The following is a 20385-nucleotide window of genomic DNA, read 5'->3' as shown; positions in this document are numbered from 1 at the left end:
TTAGCGTCTACTATCGTTGTTTCTATTACGGTTTCGGTTTTTATTTCGATCTGAATTAGAGCTTTTAGCCTTTCCTGAATTTCTATTATTCGAATTTTTACGACGACCTTGATTTCTATTCTGACCTGGCCTTATTGGTTCTGTTGAAGCATTAGGATCTGGCTCAAAACCTTCAACGATTTCGATTTCAATCTTCATATCAATCAACTTTTCAATATCTCGCAAAAAAGTAGTTTCATCAGCACTTACTAAAGAAATAGCTTCTCCACTAGCTCCTGCTCTACCTGTTCTACCAATTCTGTGAACGTAATCTTCAGATACATTAGGCAATTCAAAATTTATAACATGTGGTAATAACGGAATATCTAAACCTCTAGCGGCAATATCTGTAGCCACTAAAACTCTAACCGATCCATTTTTAAAACCTGCTAATGCTTTTGTTCTGGCTCCTTGACTTTTATTTCCATGAATTGCTGCTGCAGTAATGCCATCGCTTATCATCTTTTTGCAAAGTTTATTGGCTCCATGTTTTGTTCTTGTAAAAACTAAAACTTGTTTCCAATTCCCTTCAGAAATTAACTTTATAATTAGTCCTGTTTTTTTGCCTTTGGCAACACGATATACTTTTTGATCAATAACCTCAACAGCTGTATTTTCAGGTGTCGCTTCAACTTGAACAGGATTATTAAGAATTGAATAGGCTAGTTTCTTAATATCTTTAGAGAAGGTTGCAGAAAACATTAGGTTCTGACGTTTAGCTGGCATAAGTTTCATAACACGTTCTATATCGCGTAAAAAACCCATATCTAACATACGATCTGCTTCATCTAAAACAAATATCTCTACCTTATTTAAAGATATTACTCCTTGGTTTTCTAAATCGATTAAACGTCCTGGTGTAGCCACCAAAACATCAACTCCTTGACTTAATTTATTAACTTGTGGTTTCTGATTGACTCCACCAAAAATAACAGTACTTCTAATGTTTAAAAACTCACTGTACTCTTTAACATTGGCGTAAACTTGTGCTGCTAACTCACGTGTTGGAGTTAATATTAAAGCTCTAATTGGTCTATGTCTTTGCTGAGCTCCATTAGATAACAAGTGAAGCAACGGTAATGTAAAACCTGCTGTTTTCCCAGTTCCGGTTTGTGCTGATGCTAAAACGTCTTTCCCTTCTAATACAGAAGGAATAGCTTTTGATTGAATAGGTGAAGGTGTTTCGTATCCTTTTTTCTGGATAGCTTTAAGTAAAGGCTCAGATAGGCCCAAAGATTTAAATGACATAAATAGTGTTTATGAAGCAAACTCTATTTATTTAGGTCACTCCTTTAATTTGGTGCGAAGTTACAGCTAATTTATGCCTGACTCTAAAAAAATGGCTATTATATTATAAACGCTATGAATTCTTCCGTTCTTGAAACTTCTTTAACGGACTAGTATCACGATTTTTATAACCATGAATAGAACTGCTTATTATCAATATAGCTGCACTTATAAAAGCCACATACATCAGTGTCTCATTATTGAGCTTATTGGCATTTCCTATGCCAATTAATGCCCAAGCTCCAACAAGCGCAAACTCTCTCATATTTCGCCTCCATGTTATCAATATATTTAGAAGGACTGCAATTGCAATTAATAGTATTGTCCAAGTGACATCAGAAACACCAAAACCATCCCAACCCATTTTTACTAAATACGTTGAGACATTAGCAATACTAGCCACAGTTACCCAACCCGAATACACCACAAAAGGCCACCAAACAAAAGCAATAATAGATAATGGCTCGTCATCTAACTCCATTCGGTTGTTGATTACAATCTTTATTAATGAAAAAAGTAATAAGAAAATAAAAACACAAGACACTGCTGTATATTCATAAATCCAAGCAAACACCCAAAGCGAATTAAATAAACATGAGAGCATAAACCACCAACCTGTTCTCATTACAAAATCATCATTTTCAACTTTTTTGAACAAGCTACGACCTTGATAAATGGCAAAACCTATCAACAGTAAATAAATTAGTCCCCAAATAGCAAACGTATAACCTGCTGGAGTAAACAAGGATCTATAACTATTAGAAACTTCGCCAATAGTGGTGTTATTTAAGGCACCTGTATTAGAGAGATAATTGATGAATATAGTTAAAATTAAAGCTATAATATTTCCTATCTGAAGCGTTTTTTTCATGATTTAATTTTCCTCTAATTTAAAACATATGAAGCATTAGTTTAGCTTATTCTGTCCATATTTTAACTTAAATGAAACGGTACGAACCTTATTGGTACTTATTTATTTTTATCCTATACATTTAATGAACTAATTAGATTCTATATCAGTACTTCATCGTTTTATAAAATTATTTAACCTCAAGAATTCATGTATATTAGCTGTAAGAGAAACGTATACTAAGAATATTTAATTATGAAGGCACTACTCTATTTTTTATTCATATTACCACTACACCTTTTAGCACAAGAACAAACCAATTCAGAAAAATTTTGGAAGCAACTCGAAGCGCATTGTGGCAATGCTTACGAAGGCGAGATTATAGAAGGAGGAAAATTAGGTGATGGCTTTACGGGTGAAAAACTAGTGATGCATGTGCGTTCTTGCGATACTAACGACATTAAAATTCCATTTTTTGTTGGTGACAACAAATCACGTACCTGGGTTTTACATATGAATGATGAAAAAATAATTAGCCTAAAACACGATCATAGACATGAAGACGGCTCCGAAGAAAAACTAACACAATACGGAGGCACAAGTGCAAATCAAGGTTTGGCTAATTTACAAATGTTTCCTGCCGATGCACATACTGCAAAAATTTTACCTGCAGCTTCTACTAATATTTGGTGGTTTACAATAGATGATACAAGTTTAACTTATAACCTACGTCGTTTAGGTAGTGATCGTTTGTTTACGGTTCGTTTTGATTTAACTAAAACTATTGAAACACCAGATGCTCCTTGGGGAAGTGAGGATTGAGTAAAACGACCTTAGTGGATATTATAAATCATTGGTTTGGATTTTGACGTAAAATCTCATAATGCAGACAACATACGCTCAACCTCAACTATGGTTGATCCATAACGTTTTTTGTTTGGTTTGGTTAAACGTTTTGATTCTGTAGAAATTTCCTCTAAAAGCTCTTTTCCTTCAGTAATCCTATCGTTTTCAATATAAAACTTAGCAAGAGCTAAACGTTCTGCATAATTTGAATATGGTCTATCTATTTGTTTTAATTGTACTTCTGCTTCATTTATTTTCCCCAATTCATTTAATGCCAAACCATAACAAAATTGTTGTTTTGAACCTTTAAATTCAGCTTTCTCTTTGATAAACTCAGTTTGCTCAATGACACCCTCATAATCTTTTAGTTGAAAATAACACAAGATTAAATTCTGCCTTGCATATAAATCATCTTGAATGGTATCTTCTAATGTTTTCTTATAGTGTATAATAGCATTAGTAATATCATTGTTTTTAAAATATGCATCTGCTAATTCTATTCGGTTAGTATAAGTATCTACAAGCTGAACCTTCTTTTCTAACTCTTTTATCTTTTTGGTAGGATTAATGACTGATGTTATATCTTCTTGAATTTTTTCTGCATCACTTTTGTTAAACATCTGGGTTACAATATAAATTAAAGACCCAATGGCAGGAACAAAAAAGATAAGAAAATACCAATAAAAAGGCTTGTTGTTTTTATAGGCATGATATAAACAATACACTTGAACAACAATAAGTAAATAATACATAAATACAATTTAAAGCACTACAGATCTATTTTATCTTGTAAATACCAATTCATTCTCTGAAGATAACGCTTCGCTAAAGCCATAGTTATCGTAATTAAAACCTTTAATATCATCAATAGTTTTTGCATCGGTATCAATAATATATCTCGTCATTAATCCTCTGGCTAATTTTGCAAAAATGGCTATGATTTTATACTTGTCATTTTTAAACTCTTTAAACGCTACATTTATTACTGGCACTTTTAAAGCTTTTGTATCTATGGCTTTAAAATACTCTTGACTTGCTAAATTAAGAAATATCTCGTTGTCTTCTAACTCTTCATTTAAGGCTTTAGTAACTTTCTTTTGCCAGAATTGATACAAATTTTTGTTTTTACCGACGGGCATTTTTGTCCCCATTTCTAATCGGTAAGGTTGTATTAAATCTAGAGGTTTTAAAACACCATATAATCCTGATAGAATACGAACAGTATCTTGCACTTTATCTAATTTATTTGTGTCAATGGTATAAGCATCTAATCCTCTATACACATCTCCACTAAAAGCGTAAATAGCTTGTCTTGCATTCTCTGATGTAAATGGTAATTCCCATTCTTGATTGCGCTCGTAATTCAGTTGCCCTAAATTATCTGATATATGCATCAGCGTAGATAAACTCTTTGCTGATTTCTTTTTTAGTAATTTATTTAAACGCTCTGCTTCATTTAAAAAAACACCTTCTGTAGTTTTAGTTGTTGGCAGTTTAGTATCGTAATCTAAAGATTTTGCTGGTGATAGTACTAATTTCATAACACATGTCCACAAACGTGGATTTTTCATTAAAAGTTAAACAATTTTTCTTTCTCAATGTAAAAATACGATGTAAATGAAAGAGTTTCAAATCTTAGTGAGAACTAATCTTGATAGTGTTATAATGAATAACTATGAAGAGACAGAAACTCATTTTTATATAACAAAAGTAAAAATGCAACTACACTAAACCTATTGAGTTGTTGTAATTGCATTAGCTTTATAATCACTTACCATCGGCAAGTGCGTTAAGGATGGAAATGGCATCCTTTTTTTGAGGCACGAAAAAAAAGATATAATGGACAGCCTGACTCTACGTAGCTATTGCGTAGTAGAGAAACGCCCAAAATTTATTAATCCTTTGTGTGTTTAGCGTAGTGCCTCCACTTTTCAATACACTGCGTCATATCTTCTGGGATTTCAGATTGAAACTGCATAAACTTACCTGTTGTTGGGTGTACAAAACCTAAAGTTTTGGCATGTAAGGCTTGTCTTGGTAAAATTTTAAAACAGTTATCTACAAACTGCTTATATTTTGTAAATGTGGTTCCTTTTAAAATGCGTTCACCACCATAACGTTCGTCATTAAATAAGGTATGTCCAATATGTTTCATGTGCACACGTATTTGGTGTGTACGTCCGGTTTCGAGTTTACAGCTCACTAACGTTACATAACCTAAACGTTCTATGACTTTATAATGTGTAACGGCTGGTTTACCTTGTTCTTCTTCGTCATCTAAGAAAACGGTGTTTTGTAATCTGTTTTTGGGATGACGACCAATATTACCTTCAACAGTACCTTCCTCTTCTTCCATATTTCCCCAAACAAGTGCCACATATTCGCGTTCGCTCGTTTTTTTAGCAAACTGATTAGAAAGATGCGCCATGGCTTGTTCTGTTTTAGCAACTACTAATAATCCGCTGGTATCTTTATCTATTCTATGAACTAAACCTGGTCTTTCACTTGAATTGTTTGGTAGATTTTCAAAATGAAAAATTAATGCGTTTATTAAGGTCCCAGAATAGTTGCCATGACCTGGATGCACTACCATGCCTGCTGGTTTATTTACAACGAGCAAATCATCATCTTCGTAAACGACATCTATTGGAATGTCTTCTGCAATTAATAAATTTTCGTGCGGAGGATGCTCAAACCTAACTGTAATGTGATCATTGGGTTTTACCTTGTAATTAGACTTTACAGGGACATCATTCACAAAAATACTTCCGTCTTTTGCTGCAGCTTGAATTTTATTACGCGTGGCGTTTTCAATAAAATTCATTAAGTATTTATCTATTCGAAGTGGTTGTTGACCCGCAACAACTCTAAAAGCGTGATGCTCGTACAATTCGTTATCGTCACTTTCTGAAATATCAGGAATATTTGGCATTATCATTTTTTTTTAGTCAACCTTACCTATTACCAAGTCGATCTTTGAAGTTAAAGGCAATAATGTACCTGGTTTTAGCGGCTTTCCATTGTGTGACATAGACATCACACCTTCTCCAATGGATTTTTTGTAACTAATTTCACCTATTTTAAATCCTAAAGCTTCTAATTGTGGTTTGGCTTGTCTAAAAGTGCGTTTTAAGATGTTTGGCACCTCTACTTTACGATAACCTGAAGGATTTAAGATTAAATAAATTTTTCTATTTTCCTTAACGTGAGATCCTGCTATTGGATTTTGTTCTATAACGGAATACTTTGGGTAATTTGGGTTGTAATTTGCTGAATCTTGAATTTCCATTGCCAGTTCATGATCTTTTAATTCTATGCCTACCGTTTCTAAGGATTTACCTTTTAAATCAGGAACGATTACAAATTCTCCATGATTGGTGGTGACATCTAACCATTTTAATATTAAAAAACATAATACCACAATAGCAACAACGGCAATTGCCAATTGTTTAAAAAACACTTTACTAGTAAGAAACTTAACTAAACTCATAAGCTATATAATTGTTGACAAAACTAAGAAATTCTGACGTTATATTAACGACACATGTATAAAATACGTTAGAACAAGTGATTTAGTTTATAAAAAATAAATTATACATTTACGGTAAGACTTTTTTAAACCTGATAATGAAAAAAAATATCGCAATTATAATGGGAGGTTATTCTAGTGAATATAAGATTTCCCTTAAGAGTGGCAACGTGGTTTACAGCACGTTAGACAAAAATAAATACAACGCTTACCGTGTTCATATTTTCAAAGACAAATGGGTTTTTGTGAATGATTTAGATGAAGAATTTCCAATAGATAAAAATGATTTTTCGGTTTTAGTAAACGAAACAAAAATTAATTTCGATTGTGTTTTTAATGCTATCCATGGTTCTCCTGGCGAAGATGGTTACATGCAAGCATATTTTAACTTGTTAAATATGCCACAAACCAGCTGCTCAATGTACCAAGCTGCGCTTACATTTAACAAACGCGATTTGTTGGCTACACTTAAGCCGTACGGTATTAAAACAGCCGAAAGCTATCCATTAAACCTTGGTGATACTATAGATGAAGATGCTATTATTGCAAAAGTTGGCTTACCATGTTTTGTAAAAGCTAATAAAGCAGGAAGTAGTTTTGGAATTTCTAAAGTCTATAAAAAAGAAGATTTAAAAACAGCTATCGAAAAATCATTTAAGGAAGATAATGAAATCATTATAGAGCAATTTTTAGATGGTGTAGAAGTTTCTGTTGGTGTCATTACATACAACAATGAAACTCTGGTTTTGCCAATTACTGAAATCGTTTCTGAAAACGACTTCTTTGATTATGAAGCTAAATATGAAGGAAAATCTCAAGAAATTACTCCTGCTCGTATTTCTGAATCTTACGCGAATAAAGTAAGAATTGAAGCAAAAAAAATATACGAAATTCTTAAAATGAAAGGCTTTTCTAGAAGCGAATTTATTTCTAAAAACGATGAACCTTATTTGTTAGAAGTAAATACCGTTCCTGGTTTAACTAAAGAGAGTATATTACCTCAACAGGCTGCTGAAGCCGGAATTAGTTTGGTAGATTTGTTTGGAAATGCTATTGAAGAAGCCTTAAAAAACTAAAACAATTATTATGAACAAACTGGCTTTTCTTATACTTATCTATTCTATTAATTCAATATTTTGTTTTGCTCAAAACGATTCTATTCCTCTAAAATTTGACACCAAGTATTATAACGCAGTAGATAAATGGGTTGCTTTCCCTAAAACTAAAAAGGATTCTACATATACTTTAGGTTTTATCTATATAGATGAAATGGCAGGATTTACTTTTAATTTTGAGAATTCTTTTACAATCAAAGACCAGATATTAATTCCTACTAAAACAGATAGTGTTTCAAAAATAGGATATATAAAAAGTAGACTTTATACAGACACAAAAAACGTTGCCATAATTAATTCAAAACAACTAAAAGAACTCAACTTACCATTATTTCCAGATTGGTTAGAATTGTACAAAAGAGATGACGATAATGTTGAATACCTTAAGCAAATTGGTTATCTCTACAACCATGTAGGAGCAAGTGCAAATGCTATTGAACCATTGTTAAAAGCTTATAACCAACAACCTCATTTTAAAGGATTAGAGTTTGAGTTAGCTTTTGCATATAATGCTACAAAACAATTTAAAAAAGCCATTCCCGTTTTAGAAAAAGCAATAGCGAATAAAAATAATGACCAATTAATTTACAAAGAATTAGGTTACGCTTTTATGAATTTACAAGATTTAGAAAAAGCTGAGAATGCATTTACTGAAGGTATTAAAAACGCTAAAGACGATAATATTAAGGCTGAAATGGCTATAAATATGTGTTCTGTTTATTTCAATAAAAAAGACGAAAAGAAATATAGCAAGTGGATAAAAATAGCGAAACAATATATTAATGGAACCTCTCAGTTTTCTAAGTATGTAACATATTTTGAAAGTGAATGGGAAAAACAAAAAAATAATTAAGTTTAGTATCTTTAACTAACATTCTGTCAAATTATAAAGCTAATCAATGAAAAGAGCATTATTCCCTGGATCATTTGATCCCATTACAAACGGACACTTCGATATTATAAAACGTGGTATTAAGCTATTTGACGAAGTCGTAGTGGCAATTGGCATCAATGCCGACAAAAAATATATGTTCTCTTTAGAAGAACGAAAAAAATTCATTGAGGAAGCCTTCAAAAACGAACCCAAAGTAAAAGTGGTCACTTATACTGGATTAACTATTGATTTCTGTGAAAAAATTGATGCAGAATTTATATTAAGAGGCTTAAGAAATCCTGCTGATTTTGAATTTGAAAAGGCCATAGCACATACCAATAGAAGACTCTCAAAAATTGAAACAGTCTTTTTGTTAACTGCGGCTAAAACCTCTTTTATTTCGTCTTCAATAGTACGTGATGTACTAAGAAACAATGGTGATTATACGGTTTTGGTTCCAGAAAGTGTGAGGGTAAACCGATAACAAATTATTAATACTCATAGAAAAATATTTAAAGTATAAAAAAACTCAAACCGTTAAGGCTTGAGTTTTTTATTACTATGTAAAAGCGAATATAATATTTACTCGTAAATATATTGTAAAATATAATCCTCTTCACCTCCAGTGTCAAGCGTTATTGTTTCTACACCAGTAGTAGGATAGTTTGCAGAATTGTAAGTATATGTAAATGAACTCTCATCAGCATAAACTGCATTACCTGTATTAACTTCATCTAACACATTATTCTCATATGCATATCTACCTATTAATTCAAAAACCTCTCTTTGGTGGATGTTTTTAAGTGGATTATTCTTAGTGTCATAAGTAAATGTATAATCTTGTCCTCCATCAACATCTTCTTCCTCTAAACGGTTTCCATTTGCAGCATAAGTTAAAATATAAGTGTTTTCTCCGTTTTCTGATAAAGTTATAGTACCATCTGCATTATAAGTAAATGTATTAACGTCAACTGAATTTGAACCAAATGTAAATGTTTCGGTTATTAATCGATCGCTACTGTCATATCCTAGCTCGGTCTGAAAATCTAAAACACCATCTTCATATTCCTTAATAGTAGTTAATAAATCACCAGTATAAATATACTCTTCAGAGTAACCATCATTATCAGAAGTACCAATTAATTTATTCCCAGAATAAGTGAAATTAGTTATATAATCATCACCTTCATAAGTTTCAATTAAAGTTTGCAATAAAACAGTGTCTGGATCTCCACCATCATCAGATGAATCATCGCTTGAACAAGAATTAAGCATTAAGCCAAAGGCGCAAAAAATAAAAATCAGTTTTTTCATGTTTAGTTTTTTTTAAATAAGACTGTTAAAATAAGATTATTTAGTAATTAACTAGAGTAAATCTCAATTAATAAATAAAACAGAGCATTATTTTTCTTAGCACTTTTTAATAAGTCTAATACGGAATCTTATCTTAAGGTTATGGATTACCTAATTATTTATTCCGTTTACAATCTAATTAAAATTGAAATGAGGATATATCATTTGTAGATTCTCTATTTCTATTTGAAGTTTTGCAAGAAATGCTTGATGTGCTTGAGAATTTGGATTGAACGGACGATGCGCTTTTTTTGCTTGAATAGCAGCAACAACTTCTGAAGTATTTAAAGCATCACTAGATAACCAAACATTTTTAAATTTTTCCCAAATATAATTAATCGCGATTTCGCTTGGATGTAACATATCAGAATTGTAAAAACGATAATCCCTTAATTCATCCATCATAATTTCATACGAAGGAAAATAATAAAGCTGATTTCTTGGCTCTACAACTTGATGTATGGCAGCCAACAAATGAGATTTGCTTTGCGTATTTTGCACAAAACCATCCTTAACGTGTCGCACTGGAGATACTGTAAATAGAAACGAGACTTCAGGATTAATACTTTTTACCAAACTAATTATTGCCTCAAGAGATTCTGATATTTCTTCAACTGAAAGTAACTCTTTTAAAAACTTTTTCTGAGGTAATTTATGACAATTCGCTACAATTTTATCAGATTCTATTAGCCTATAAACCCAACTTGTTCCTAATGTGATTATAACATGGCTTGCACTTTTTAATTGATTGTAGGTTTCATCAATTTGAGAATTTAAAATCGCTAACAATTCAACTTTAGATGTTTTATTTAATTTAGAATGTGCATCTAAACAACTCCATTGTTCATTATGAAAACACAAATCCTCCTCCGAATAATAATCTCTGTTTATAGCACGTGTTATAAGATTTTCAATCGCTAACGGATGAAATAAAATCCCGAAAGGATTAATACTACTTTCAAATTTAAAATATTTAAATTTCTCTCCTATATTTTCAGAAAAGCACGAACCAAACAACATAATCTTAGAGTTGTAATCTATTTGATTATGTTGTTGTTTTTTTAATGGTATTTGTGTTTGTAGTTTCATATTTTCGCGCAAAGTCACAGAGTCGCAAAGGCTTGCTCAGCTGTAAAACAAGTTACAAATTATTTACTATTCTTGTAATACCTGTTTTAATTAATGGACTATTAAAATTAATTAATAATCCTAATTTGAGTCCTGTAAGTTTTAAATAGGTCATCAATTGTTTAGGATGAACAGGATGAATCTCTTGAACCGACTTAATCTCAATAATTACCTTATTTTCAACAATTAAATCTGTTCTGTAACTTAAATCCAATTGTTTTCCCCTCCAAACGACTGGCAAAGGTTTTTGTCGCTCTACTGATAATCCTTCATTTTTTAATTCAACGAATAAAATTTCTTCATAAACCGATTCTAATAAACCTGGACCTAATTCAACGTGAATGTGATAACTAACATCTACTATAATCCTTGAAATTTCGTTTTCAGTCATAAATTAATTTTCACATTCAGAGTTACAAAGTCTTATATGCTATTTCCTAAACAATAAATTATAACTTAGGTCATTTTTCTTTGCGCCTTAGCATCTTTGCGCGAAAAATCATAAAAATCTTTACACGAAATATCTTTAATTTAAACAACATAACCTTTAGCAGCTTCTAAAGCAGCTTCAATTCCTGCAGGATTTTTTCCTCCAGCAGTTGCAAAGAAAGGTTGTCCGCCTCCACCACCTTGAATGTGTTTTCCCAATTCTCTAACTATAGTACCAGCATTTAAACCTTTACTAGCTACTAATTCTTTAGAAATGTAACAAGATAAAATCGCTTTTCCATTATTCTCTGCACCAAATAAAAGCACCAAATTATCAAACTGACTGCCTAATTCAAAACAAACATCTTTGATACCTGAGGCGTCTAAATCTAATTTCTTAGCTAAAAACTGAACACCATTAATTTCGGTTAATTCGTTTTTAAGTTCACCTTTTATGTTTTTGGCTTTATCTTTTAAAAGGCCTTCAATTTGCTTTTTTAAATCGGCATTTTCATCTTGAAGGTTCTCTAATGCTTTTACTGGTTCTTTTGCATTATTTAAAAGTCCTTTCATTTCAAGATAAGCAGTATTATTTTCAGAGAAATAATCTTTAACGGCTTTATTGGTAATACCTTCAATTCGTCTTATTCCTGCTGCAACAGCTCCTTCAGATACGATTTTAAAATGCCATATATCTGATGTGTTTTTTACATGAATTCCACCACATAGTTCAATAGAATTTCCAAAACGAATAGTCCTTACCGTATCACCATATTTCTCTCCGAATAGAGCCATGGCACCTTCTTCAATGGCTTTTTCCATAGGAATATTTCGTTCTTCCTCTAATGGTAATTTGCCTTCAATTCTTGCATTTACAAAATCTTCAATCTCTTGTAATTGTTCTGGTGTTACTTTTGAAAAATGCGAAAAGTCAAATCTTAAAGATTTTGGTTTTACCAACGACCCTTTTTGCTCTACATGTTCTCCTAATATGGTTCTTAAAGCTTGGTGTAATAAATGTGTTGCGGTATGATTACTAGATGATAAAGCTCTGTGCTCGTTATTTACAACGGCTTTAAAACCCTCATTAATATGCTCTGGCAATTCTTTTGTAAAATGAATGATAACGTTATTTTCTTTCTTTGTATCTAATATATAAACAACATCACCACTAATATCTTCTAAAAACCCTTTATCTCCTATTTGTCCACCACCTTCAGCGTAGAATGGTGTTAAATTGAAAACCAACTGATACATTTCTCCGTCCTTTTTAGACGTTACTTTTCTATATCTTGTTATTCTTACATTTGCTTCTAATGTATCGTAACCTATAAATTCTTCAACATCATCTTCAATTAAAATTGTCCAATCTTCAGTTGACGTTTCACTTGCAGAACGCGATCTATTTTTTTGTTTCTGTAATTCTTCTTTAAAACCTTCTTCATCTAATTTTAAGTTCTTTTCAGATAAAATTAATGCCGTTAAATCAATAGGGAATCCATAAGTATCATACAACTCAAAGGCTTTTTCACCAGACACAGTATCACCTTTTGTTTCTTCCACAATACGATTTAATAAAACCAAACCTTGGTCTAATGTTCTTAAAAAAGAGGCTTCTTCTTCTTTAATTACATTTTCAATTAATTGCTTTTGAGCTTTCAATTCTGGGAATGCATCACCCATTTTTTTACTCAACACATCCACTAAACGATATATTAATGGCTCTTTTTTATCTAAAAAGGTAAAGCCATATCTCACTGCTCTTCTTAAAATTCTACGAATAACATAACCAGCACCTGTGTTACTTGGTAACTGACCATCTGCTATTGAAAAAGCAACCGCTCTTACGTGATCTGAAATAACCCTAATTGCAACATCAACCTCTTCATTATCACCATATTTTTTATCAGTAATTGTTTCTATTTCACGTATAATTGGTGTAAAAACATCAGTATCATAATTAGATTGCACGCCTTGTAAAACCATACATAAACGTTCAAATCCCATACCTGTATCAATATGTTTGTTTGGCAAAGTTTCTAGTGTACCATTTGCTTTTCGGTTATACTCCATAAAAACCAAATTCCAAACTTCAACCACATGCGGATGATCCATATTAATCAACGTCTTTCCATCGACTTTTGCTCTTTCTTCTTTAGATCTAATGTCTACATGGATTTCACTACAAGGTCCACATGGTCCTTGATCTCCCATTTCCCAAAAATTGTCTTTCTTATTCCCCTTTAAAATTCGGTCTTCAGAAATGTATTGTTTCCAAATATCATAAGCTTCAGTGTCCATATCTAGCTTATCCTTATCATCACTTCCTTCAAAAACGGTTACATATAAAATGTCTTTATCAATGCCGTAAACTTCAGTTAAAAGTTCCCAAGCCCAAGCAATAGCTTCCTTTTTAAAATAATCACCAAAGCTCCAATTACCTAACATTTCAAACAACGTATGGTGATAAGTATCATAACCTACTTCTTCTAAATCGTTATGTTTACCTGAAACTCGTAAACATTTTTGAGAATCTGAGATTCTATTTTTCTTTGGTTCTGCGTTGCCCAAAAAGTATTCTTTAAAAGGTGCCATTCCTGAATTAACAAACATTAATGTTGGATCATCTTTTAATACCATTGGTGCAGAAGGAACAATAAGGTGTTGTTTTCCTTCAAAGAAATTTAAAAATTTAGAACGGATTTCTTGAGACTTCATATATTGAAATTAGAGCTTGTTTGTAATAAATTAGCGTAAATGAAAAACATTTTTTTATCTTTGGTCGTTACGCTGTAAATAAGTTGCTTGCTTTGTGCACTTATTAGCTGCAAAAATAGTATAAATTCAAACATGGCTAAAGTAAAATATTATTATGATTCTGAAACGCTTTCTTACCGTAAGATAAAGCGTAAAAAAACCACTACTTTAAAATATGCTTCGGTGTTTTTAACTGCTGCTGCACTTTTTGGATTCCTATCATTTTTTATTGCTAGTCAATATATAGAATCTCCTAAAGAGAAACAATTAGCAAGAGAATTGCAGAATATGGAATTGCAATATGAGTTGTTAAACAAAAGAACAGATGATGCCTTTGCTGCTTTAGAAAATGTAGAGGAACGTGATAATGCTATTTACAGACTTTATTTTGAAGCCAACCCAATACCTACAGAACAGCGTAGAGCAGGATTTGGAGGCATTAACCGATATAAAAAATACGAAGGATATAACAATTCGCAACTCATTGCAGAAAGCAATAAGCGAATGGATATTTTAGAAAAAGCCATCGTAGTGCAATCAAAATCCTTAGATGAAATTGCAAAACTTGCCGAAGACAAAGAAAAATTTTTAGAAGCAATACCTGCTATTCAGCCTATAAGCAATGAAAACATGACGCGTATGGCTTCTGGGTACGGTTACAGAACAGATCCATTTACAAAGGTGAGGAAATTTCATTTTGGTATGGACTTTACAGCTCCTCGTGGCACACCAATTTATGCCTCTGGAGATGGAGTTATAAAAAGGGCAGATAATGCCTCTACAGGTTACGGAAACCATATAAGAATAGATCATGGTTACGGTTATATCTCGTTGTATGCACACATGTACAAGTATAATGTTAAAGTAAATCAACGTGTAAAACGTGGTGATTTAATAGGTTTTGTTGGTAGTACAGGTCGTTCTGAAGCACCACACTTACATTACGAAGTTTTTAAAGATGGAGAGCGTATTAACCCTATTAATTTTTACTATGGTAATTTATCTGCAGAAGAATATGATATTTTGCTGAAAAAAGCGTCATTAGAAAACCAATCTCTCGATTAAGATGCACATAGACTTACCAGAAAAACGTTATTACGGTATTGGCGAAGTAGCCAAAGCTTTCAAGGTAAATTCATCCTTGATTAGGTTTTGGGAAAAAGAATTTGATGTTTTAAAGCCGAAGAAAAACGCCAAGGGCAACAGAAAATTTACACCTGAAGATATTAAGAATCTTAAATTTATTTACCACTTAGTAAAAGAAAGAGGATTTACACTTGAAGGCGCAAAAATTCACCTTAAAGAAGAAAAAAAACAAGCTTTAAATAAATTTGAAATAATTGATAAGCTTGAAAGTATAAAAGCACAACTCACAAAAATTAAAACACAACTTTAAAAAATAAACTATCATGAAAAAATGGCTAATTCCTGTAATCGTAATTGCAATTATTGCATTTGGTATTTATAATTGGGCAGTAGGATTTAATAATACGGCTGTAGAATATGAAGCTAATGCTAAAACAGCTTGGTCTAATGTTGAAAGTTCTTATCAAAGACGAAATGACCTAATTGGTAATTTAGTTAAAACCGTACAAGGTGCTGCTGATTTTGAAAAATCAACTTTAACTGCAGTAATTGAAGCTAGAGCGAAGGCAACATCTACAACAATAGATGCTAGCAATCTAAATGCTGAAAACATGGCGCAATTCCAACAAGCCCAAAGTGGATTAAGTGGAGCACTATCTAAACTCTTAGTATCTGTTGAACGCTATCCTGAATTAAAAGCAAATCAGAATTTCTTAGAATTACAAAGCCAATTAGAAGGTACAGAAAACAGAATTAATATCGCCAGAGATCGTTATAACGAAAAAGTAAACATTTATGACATTCATACTTCAAAATTTCCAGGATCAGTTTTAGCTGGTTGGTTTGGGTTTGAAGAGATGCCAAGATATAAAGCAGATGCTGGAAGCGAAAATGCACCAGATGTTAATTTCGATTTTAAATAAAATCTAATTATGCCAAAAATTGAAGATTTCCTAACATCAAAAGAAGAAGAGGAAATTGTTGAAGCTATAAGAATTGCTGAATGCGATACTTCTGGTGAAATTCGTGTGCATATAGAACAGAAATGTGACACTGATGTTTACGAACATGCACTAGAGGTATTTCATACTTTAAAAATGGACAATACCATACAGCGAAATGGCGTACTTATCTATGTTGCTGTAGACAATAAAGCTTTTGTAATCTTTGGTGACCAAGGCATTAATAATATTGTTGGTGCTGATTTTTGGAATTCTACTCGAGACAAAATTGCGACACAATTTAAAACAGGCAACTTCAAGCAAGGTATTGTAAATGGAATAACTGAGGCAGGCAAAGTATTATCTAAGCACTTCCCTTGGCACCATAATGATAAAGACGAATTAGATAATGCTATTTCTAAAGGTTAATGCAAAACATGAAACACATAGCGTTTAAAGTTATATTGTTATTAATTTTAGCAAGTCCGCTGGTAGGATTAGCACAATATAATATTCCTGACAAACCAGAATTTCAGACCAGCGTTTATGATGACGAGATAAAATTATTGTCTGCATCAGAAAAGAGTAACTTAGAACGTAAACTTATTCGTTATTCTGATTCTACCTCAACGCAAATTGTTGTTGCAATAATTAGCTCCACAAAAGGAGAATACATTAACTACTTAGGCGCACAATGGGGAGAAAAATGGGGCATTGGACAAGCTGACAAAGACAACGGTATTTTTATACTACTAGCTAAAGACGATAGAGAAATAAATATCAGTACAGGAAAAGGTGTTGAACATTTACTCACAGACGCTATGAGTAAACGTATAATTAACACAGACATTATTCCCTATTTTAAACGCAATGATTATTACGGAGGATTAAATCGTGCTACAGATGCCATCTTTGAAGTAATGAATGGCGAATATCAAGGCACAAGACAATCCGAAAATCGAGAATTTCCGGTTGAGGTTATCATTTTTTTAGTCATCATATTTATAATTTTCGTTATAGCAATTTCTAAAAGTCGTGGTAGCGGAAACGGTGGAAATAGAGGCAACCAATCTGACAGCAGAAGTCTTCTTGAAGCTATTATTTTAAGCAATATGGGACGAGGTAGCTATTCTAGAGGCTCATCTTCTGGTGGCTTTGGAGGTGGCTTTGGTGGTAGCTCTGGAGGCGGCTTTGGCGGTGGCTTCGGTGGAGGAAGTTTTGGAGGCGGAGGAGCTTCTGGTGGTTGGTAATTTTAGGTCCTTTCATTAATCAAAAAAGTAAACATCATCACCTCCCGATTCACCTTTACTTCCTAAACTATTAAACTTATAACTTAGGCTTAACATAAAATACTGTCTTAAAACGGTACTTTGTTTATCTTCAATATAATCCTGTGTTGCTATACGTCTTGCATTGGTATTTTGGTTTAACAAATCATATACTTTTAATGTAACAATAGCTTTGTCATTAAACACACTATAGGCTAAAGTAGAATTCCAAAACCAAGCACTTTTTTGAAATCCATCTGCTACATTTGGATTATAATTAAAGTTAATATCATTTCTCCACTCTAGGTTTTTAGGCAAAAAAGTTGCCGTTCTTACACCTGCATTATGGCTAGTAAATTCACGATCTTCAAAAGCTGCAATATCATAAGCATTATTAGTAAAACTCAACTGGTAATATGGCTTAAACTCTAATACTTTATCCCAAATAAAATCTATACCTATTCTTGGTGATATTCTATTTATCTTACTCGCATATTTTACATCATTATTAAAATTAATTCGTTCTGAAGTATTATAACTTGCCCTAACCTTTAATTTAATAGTTCTTAATGTATCAACTTTAAAATCTTTGTTATAGTTAACCCAACTACCAATATTGTAATTACCATCAACGTTTACATAGGTCGTAGTTCGCTTCAACGTTTCTTGATCTACAAAAGTTTTAGACACCACTTGATTATCTGAAATACTAGCATTAATACCTACATAAAAGCCTGTGCGCTTTTGCCAATCAAAACCATTATATCCTGCATAAAAACTATGATTGTTTGAAGGCTCTAAATTAGGATTACCTATTATAGTTTGTAATGGATTTGATACGTCTTCAAATGCCTGAAGTTGTCTTAATGCTGGCGGCTGATTTTCTAGCCAATAATTAACATAAATCGATGCTTTTGGACTAAACGTGTAACTGACATAAGAGTTAGCTTCAATATTCTTAAAATCACGTTCTACGTTAAATTGAGGTCTTAATAAGTCTTCATTCTTTAATGTCCGGATATTGTAACCTACATTAAAATTTGTAGAAAATTTATCGCCTCTATAAGACAATCCCAATCCCGGAATACTTCTATAATCTGTATATTGAAAATCCGTACTTAGATCGGTATTGAAATCCGTGAAATCTTGTGTACTATTATTATAATCGAAGGTACTTTCTCTATTATTATCTTTATCTCTAGCGTATCTATATTTAAAATTTAAAAAAAACTTTTTTGTAATCAACGGTAATCTATAAGACAATTCTGTTGAAACACCATAACTATTATTTTCACCATCTGTAAATTGATTACGATCTATAGTTTCAGGGTTTGTGCCAAAGACTTCAGTCTCTGAATCCAAAAAATCATCACTTTCTTGCTGGTTCACCGTAGTTTCTAATTCCGCTTTTATAAAAGCTCCTCGCTTCCCAAAACGTTTTGTAATAGAAATATCATTAGAAAATCTTCTCGCAAAACTTTCTACATCTGAGTTCACTTCAGATTGATTAGTTAACACTAAATTTTCATCTAATGTTTCTTCATTGCTATTATACCTGGTTCTCGATTTTGAATACCCAAAAGATGGCTCAATACTTATTTGAAAGGTTGAATCTGTTTTAATTTCAAACTCTAAATTAAATGAATGGTTATCTGTATCGTTATCTGATCTAGAATCTGAATTGGTAAAAAATCTTGAATCAGACAAAATCGTTTCACGTTGAGATGACGATATATTTTCGGAATTACTTGATGAGAAAAAATAATCTGCTGATAGATCTGTTTTTTCGCCTATAACATCTGCATAGTTGAGTCCTGCATTTTGTGATGTTGTAATACCCTCTCCACCTCCAAACGAACGACCACCAATTGAAAAAGATCCATTGCTATTAAACGAAACTCCTCCTCCATTTCCAAACATTTTTGATATCTCTCCAAAACTAAAACCTGGTGTATTGGTATTGTTTGCGCCTGCAAGGACACTTACACGCCTGTCATTGTCAAAAACATTAACCATGCCAGCGAGTTCATAACGCTTATCTGTTCCTCCACCTGCAGAAACACGACCAAATACTCCTTTGTTATTTTCTTCCTTAATGGTAAGATTGATTGTTTTGTTTTCCTTGTCACCTTCTTCTCCTGTAAACTCCTCAGATTTTGTTTTTGTATCTACAATCTGAATTTTCTCAATTATATCCTTAGTTAAATTCTTTGTAGTAATGGTAGGATCATCTCCAAAAAATGGCTTACCATTCACTAAAATCTTATTGACACTTTTACCATTAACCGTAATTTTCCCTTCCTCATCAACTTCTACACCTGGTAATTGCTTTAATAAATCTTCAACATTAGCATCTTTTTTAGTTTTAAAAGATTTCACATTAAATTCCAGGGTATCTTTTTTAATAGTTATTGGAGCAGTAGATTTCACTAAAACTTCACCAAGCTGGTTATCTAATTGTAATGAAATAGCCTTTAGATCTATCTTCTCTTTATCTATATTTATTTTTTTAAAATAAGTAGCATATCCAATATAAGACACATAGAAATTTAAGCTTTTATCGTAAGTTGAGCTTTCAATTTTAAAATTTCCATCTTTATCAGAAATCGTATAAGTAACTACAGAGCTATCCTTTACGCGCTCCAAATAAATAGTTGCAGATTCTAATGGTTTATTAGTGTCTTCAGCTATAAGTGTTCCTTTAATTTCGAATTTTTTTTCCTGTGAAAATGAATTAATTGCAAAGAGGAGTGCAAAAACTAGGACTAGTTTGTTCATGTTTGGTTAGTTGATTGATTGATGATTAATTCTTAAACGCCCTAAATTAAGAATTCGTATGAAATTTCTTCATATTAATTCCAATTAATTAATTTTTTAAGAAAT

Annotated in this window: 20 protein-coding genes; 9 read left to right on the top strand and 11 right to left on the bottom strand. The window is 32.2% G+C overall.

The window, feature by feature from the left end:
• Both ACJJVO_RS17810 and ACJJVO_RS17805 read right to left on the bottom strand, forming a co-directional pair.
• Positions 1–1287, bottom strand: coding sequence for a DEAD/DEAH box helicase (locus ACJJVO_RS17810; RefSeq protein ID WP_405576585.1), 1287 nt, complete (start codon positions 1285–1287; stop codon positions 1–3).
• A gap of 112 nt (positions 1288–1399) precedes the next feature.
• Positions 1400–2197, bottom strand: coding sequence for a tryptophan-rich sensory protein (locus ACJJVO_RS17805; RefSeq protein ID WP_405576583.1), 798 nt, complete (start codon positions 2195–2197; stop codon positions 1400–1402).
• A 234-nt stretch (positions 2198–2431) separates the two neighbouring features.
• Here ACJJVO_RS17805 and ACJJVO_RS17800 point away from each other — a divergent pair, with 234 nt between their 5' ends.
• Entirely contained in the window at positions 2432–2998 is a 567-nt protein-coding gene (locus ACJJVO_RS17800; RefSeq protein ID WP_405576581.1) for a hypothetical protein, read from the top strand.
• A gap of 56 nt (positions 2999–3054) precedes the next feature.
• Here the strand turns inward: ACJJVO_RS17800 and ACJJVO_RS17795 are convergent, their stop codons facing one another.
• From ACJJVO_RS17795 to ACJJVO_RS17780, 4 genes are all read right to left on the bottom strand, one after another.
• A complete protein-coding gene (locus tag ACJJVO_RS17795; RefSeq protein WP_405576579.1) occupies positions 3055–3774 on the bottom strand; it encodes a hypothetical protein in 720 nt (239 codons plus the stop codon).
• A gap of 30 nt (positions 3775–3804) precedes the next feature.
• On the bottom strand, positions 3805–4563 hold the full coding sequence (gene yaaA / locus ACJJVO_RS17790) for a peroxide stress protein YaaA (RefSeq protein ID WP_405576577.1): 759 nt from the start codon (positions 4561–4563) through the stop codon (positions 3805–3807).
• Between the two features lie 353 nt (positions 4564–4916).
• Positions 4917–5954, bottom strand: coding sequence for an RluA family pseudouridine synthase (locus ACJJVO_RS17785; protein ID WP_405576575.1), 1038 nt, complete (start codon positions 5952–5954; stop codon positions 4917–4919).
• Positions 5955–5966: 12 nt separating this feature from the next.
• On the bottom strand, positions 5967–6512 hold the full coding sequence (locus ACJJVO_RS17780) for a PASTA domain-containing protein (protein ID WP_405576573.1): 546 nt from the start codon (positions 6510–6512) through the stop codon (positions 5967–5969).
• A 137-nt stretch (positions 6513–6649) separates the two neighbouring features.
• Between ACJJVO_RS17780 and ACJJVO_RS17775 the strand changes: the two genes are divergently transcribed.
• The 3 genes from ACJJVO_RS17775 to coaD are packed head-to-tail and all read left to right on the top strand — an operon-like array spanning position 6650 to position 9024.
• Positions 6650–7627, top strand: coding sequence for a D-alanine--D-alanine ligase (locus ACJJVO_RS17775; RefSeq protein WP_405576571.1), 978 nt, complete (start codon positions 6650–6652; stop codon positions 7625–7627).
• A gap of 10 nt (positions 7628–7637) precedes the next feature.
• Positions 7638–8519 (top strand): tetratricopeptide repeat protein, encoded by an 882-nt coding sequence (locus ACJJVO_RS17770; protein ID WP_405576569.1) that lies wholly within the window; start codon positions 7638–7640, stop codon positions 8517–8519.
• Between the two features lie 46 nt (positions 8520–8565).
• Entirely contained in the window at positions 8566–9024 is a 459-nt protein-coding gene (gene coaD / locus ACJJVO_RS17765; protein ID WP_405576567.1) for a pantetheine-phosphate adenylyltransferase, read from the top strand.
• Positions 9025–9122: 98 nt separating this feature from the next.
• Here the strand turns inward: coaD and ACJJVO_RS17760 are convergent, their stop codons facing one another.
• The 4 genes from ACJJVO_RS17760 to alaS all read right to left on the bottom strand — a co-directional run bounded on the left by ACJJVO_RS17760 (position 9123) and on the right by alaS (position 14168).
• Positions 9123–9854: a hypothetical protein gene (locus ACJJVO_RS17760; protein ID WP_405576565.1), complete on the bottom strand. Its 732-nt coding sequence runs from the start codon at positions 9852–9854 to the stop codon at positions 9123–9125.
• Between the two features lie 174 nt (positions 9855–10028).
• Positions 10029–10982 (bottom strand): GSCFA domain-containing protein, encoded by a 954-nt coding sequence (locus ACJJVO_RS17755; protein ID WP_405576563.1) that lies wholly within the window; start codon positions 10980–10982, stop codon positions 10029–10031.
• Between the two features lie 52 nt (positions 10983–11034).
• A complete protein-coding gene (locus ACJJVO_RS17750; protein ID WP_405576561.1) occupies positions 11035–11412 on the bottom strand; it encodes a GxxExxY protein in 378 nt (125 codons plus the stop codon).
• A gap of 140 nt (positions 11413–11552) precedes the next feature.
• Complete coding sequence (alaS, locus tag ACJJVO_RS17745; RefSeq protein ID WP_405576559.1) at positions 11553–14168, bottom strand: alanine--tRNA ligase; 2616 nt, start codon at positions 14166–14168, stop codon at positions 11553–11555.
• A gap of 132 nt (positions 14169–14300) precedes the next feature.
• On the opposite strand from alaS, the gene ACJJVO_RS17740 reads away from it, so the two are divergent.
• Genes ACJJVO_RS17740 through ACJJVO_RS17720 form a run of 5 tightly spaced genes read left to right on the top strand, consistent with a single transcriptional unit; the run spans position 14301 to position 17484 of the window.
• Complete coding sequence (locus tag ACJJVO_RS17740; RefSeq protein ID WP_405576557.1) at positions 14301–15272, top strand: M23 family metallopeptidase; 972 nt, start codon at positions 14301–14303, stop codon at positions 15270–15272.
• Between the two features lies 1 nt (position 15273).
• The gene (locus tag ACJJVO_RS17735; protein WP_405576555.1) at positions 15274–15603 is read left to right on the top strand and encodes a MerR family transcriptional regulator; all 330 of its coding nucleotides are present in this window, start codon (positions 15274–15276) and stop codon (positions 15601–15603) included.
• Positions 15604–15616: 13 nt separating this feature from the next.
• Positions 15617–16216: a LemA family protein gene (locus tag ACJJVO_RS17730; protein ID WP_115816333.1), complete on the top strand. Its 600-nt coding sequence runs from the start codon at positions 15617–15619 to the stop codon at positions 16214–16216.
• 9 nt (positions 16217–16225) lie between these two features.
• Entirely contained in the window at positions 16226–16663 is a 438-nt protein-coding gene (locus ACJJVO_RS17725) for a TPM domain-containing protein (RefSeq protein WP_405576553.1), read from the top strand.
• Positions 16664–16671: 8 nt separating this feature from the next.
• The gene (locus tag ACJJVO_RS17720; protein WP_405576551.1) at positions 16672–17484 is read left to right on the top strand and encodes a TPM domain-containing protein; all 813 of its coding nucleotides are present in this window, start codon (positions 16672–16674) and stop codon (positions 17482–17484) included.
• A gap of 15 nt (positions 17485–17499) precedes the next feature.
• Here the strand turns inward: ACJJVO_RS17720 and ACJJVO_RS17715 are convergent, their stop codons facing one another.
• Entirely contained in the window at positions 17500–20280 is a 2781-nt protein-coding gene (locus tag ACJJVO_RS17715) for an outer membrane beta-barrel protein (protein WP_405576549.1), read from the bottom strand.
• Positions 20281–20385: the final 105 nt, after the last annotated feature.

The organism is Winogradskyella sp. Asnod2-B02-A (genome assembly GCF_045063645.1).
Classification (GTDB): domain Bacteria; phylum Bacteroidota; class Bacteroidia; order Flavobacteriales; family Flavobacteriaceae; genus Winogradskyella.
The sequence above is the reverse complement of the archived record's forward strand: the minus strand, read 5'-3'. Positions and strand labels throughout refer to the sequence as shown.

Excerpts from the sequence above, each read along its gene's own strand:
- ACJJVO_RS17785 (WP_405576575.1), bottom strand. The coding sequence starts at position 5,954 with ATGCCAAATATTCCTGATATTTCAGAAAGTGACGATAACGAATTGTAC.
- ACJJVO_RS17725 (WP_405576553.1), top strand. The coding sequence starts at position 16,226 with ATGCCAAAAATTGAAGATTTCCTAACATCAAAAGAAGAAGAGGAAATT.
- ACJJVO_RS17760 (WP_405576565.1), bottom strand. The coding sequence starts at position 9,854 with ATGAAAAAACTGATTTTTATTTTTTGCGCCTTTGGCTTAATGCTTAAT.
- alaS (WP_405576559.1), bottom strand. The coding sequence starts at position 14,168 with ATGAAGTCTCAAGAAATCCGTTCTAAATTTTTAAATTTCTTTGAAGGA.
- coaD (WP_405576567.1), top strand. The coding sequence starts at position 8,566 with ATGAAAAGAGCATTATTCCCTGGATCATTTGATCCCATTACAAACGGA.
- ACJJVO_RS17795 (WP_405576579.1), bottom strand. The coding sequence starts at position 3,774 with ATGTATTATTTACTTATTGTTGTTCAAGTGTATTGTTTATATCATGCC.
- ACJJVO_RS17805 (WP_405576583.1), bottom strand. The coding sequence starts at position 2,197 with ATGAAAAAAACGCTTCAGATAGGAAATATTATAGCTTTAATTTTAACT.
- ACJJVO_RS17755 (WP_405576563.1), bottom strand. The coding sequence starts at position 10,982 with ATGAAACTACAAACACAAATACCATTAAAAAAACAACAACATAATCAA.
- ACJJVO_RS17730 (WP_115816333.1), top strand. The coding sequence starts at position 15,617 with ATGAAAAAATGGCTAATTCCTGTAATCGTAATTGCAATTATTGCATTT.
- ACJJVO_RS17800 (WP_405576581.1), top strand. The coding sequence starts at position 2,432 with ATGAAGGCACTACTCTATTTTTTATTCATATTACCACTACACCTTTTA.
- ACJJVO_RS17740 (WP_405576557.1), top strand. The coding sequence starts at position 14,301 with ATGGCTAAAGTAAAATATTATTATGATTCTGAAACGCTTTCTTACCGT.
- ACJJVO_RS17770 (WP_405576569.1), top strand. The coding sequence starts at position 7,638 with ATGAACAAACTGGCTTTTCTTATACTTATCTATTCTATTAATTCAATA.
- ACJJVO_RS17810 (WP_405576585.1), bottom strand. The coding sequence starts at position 1,287 with ATGTCATTTAAATCTTTGGGCCTATCTGAGCCTTTACTTAAAGCTATC.
- ACJJVO_RS17735 (WP_405576555.1), top strand. The coding sequence starts at position 15,274 with ATGCACATAGACTTACCAGAAAAACGTTATTACGGTATTGGCGAAGTA.
- ACJJVO_RS17715 (WP_405576549.1), bottom strand. The coding sequence starts at position 20,280 with ATGAACAAACTAGTCCTAGTTTTTGCACTCCTCTTTGCAATTAATTCA.
- ACJJVO_RS17720 (WP_405576551.1), top strand. The coding sequence starts at position 16,672 with ATGAAACACATAGCGTTTAAAGTTATATTGTTATTAATTTTAGCAAGT.
- yaaA (WP_405576577.1), bottom strand. The coding sequence starts at position 4,563 with ATGAAATTAGTACTATCACCAGCAAAATCTTTAGATTACGATACTAAA.
- ACJJVO_RS17775 (WP_405576571.1), top strand. The coding sequence starts at position 6,650 with ATGAAAAAAAATATCGCAATTATAATGGGAGGTTATTCTAGTGAATAT.
- ACJJVO_RS17750 (WP_405576561.1), bottom strand. The coding sequence starts at position 11,412 with ATGACTGAAAACGAAATTTCAAGGATTATAGTAGATGTTAGTTATCAC.
- ACJJVO_RS17780 (WP_405576573.1), bottom strand. The coding sequence starts at position 6,512 with ATGAGTTTAGTTAAGTTTCTTACTAGTAAAGTGTTTTTTAAACAATTG.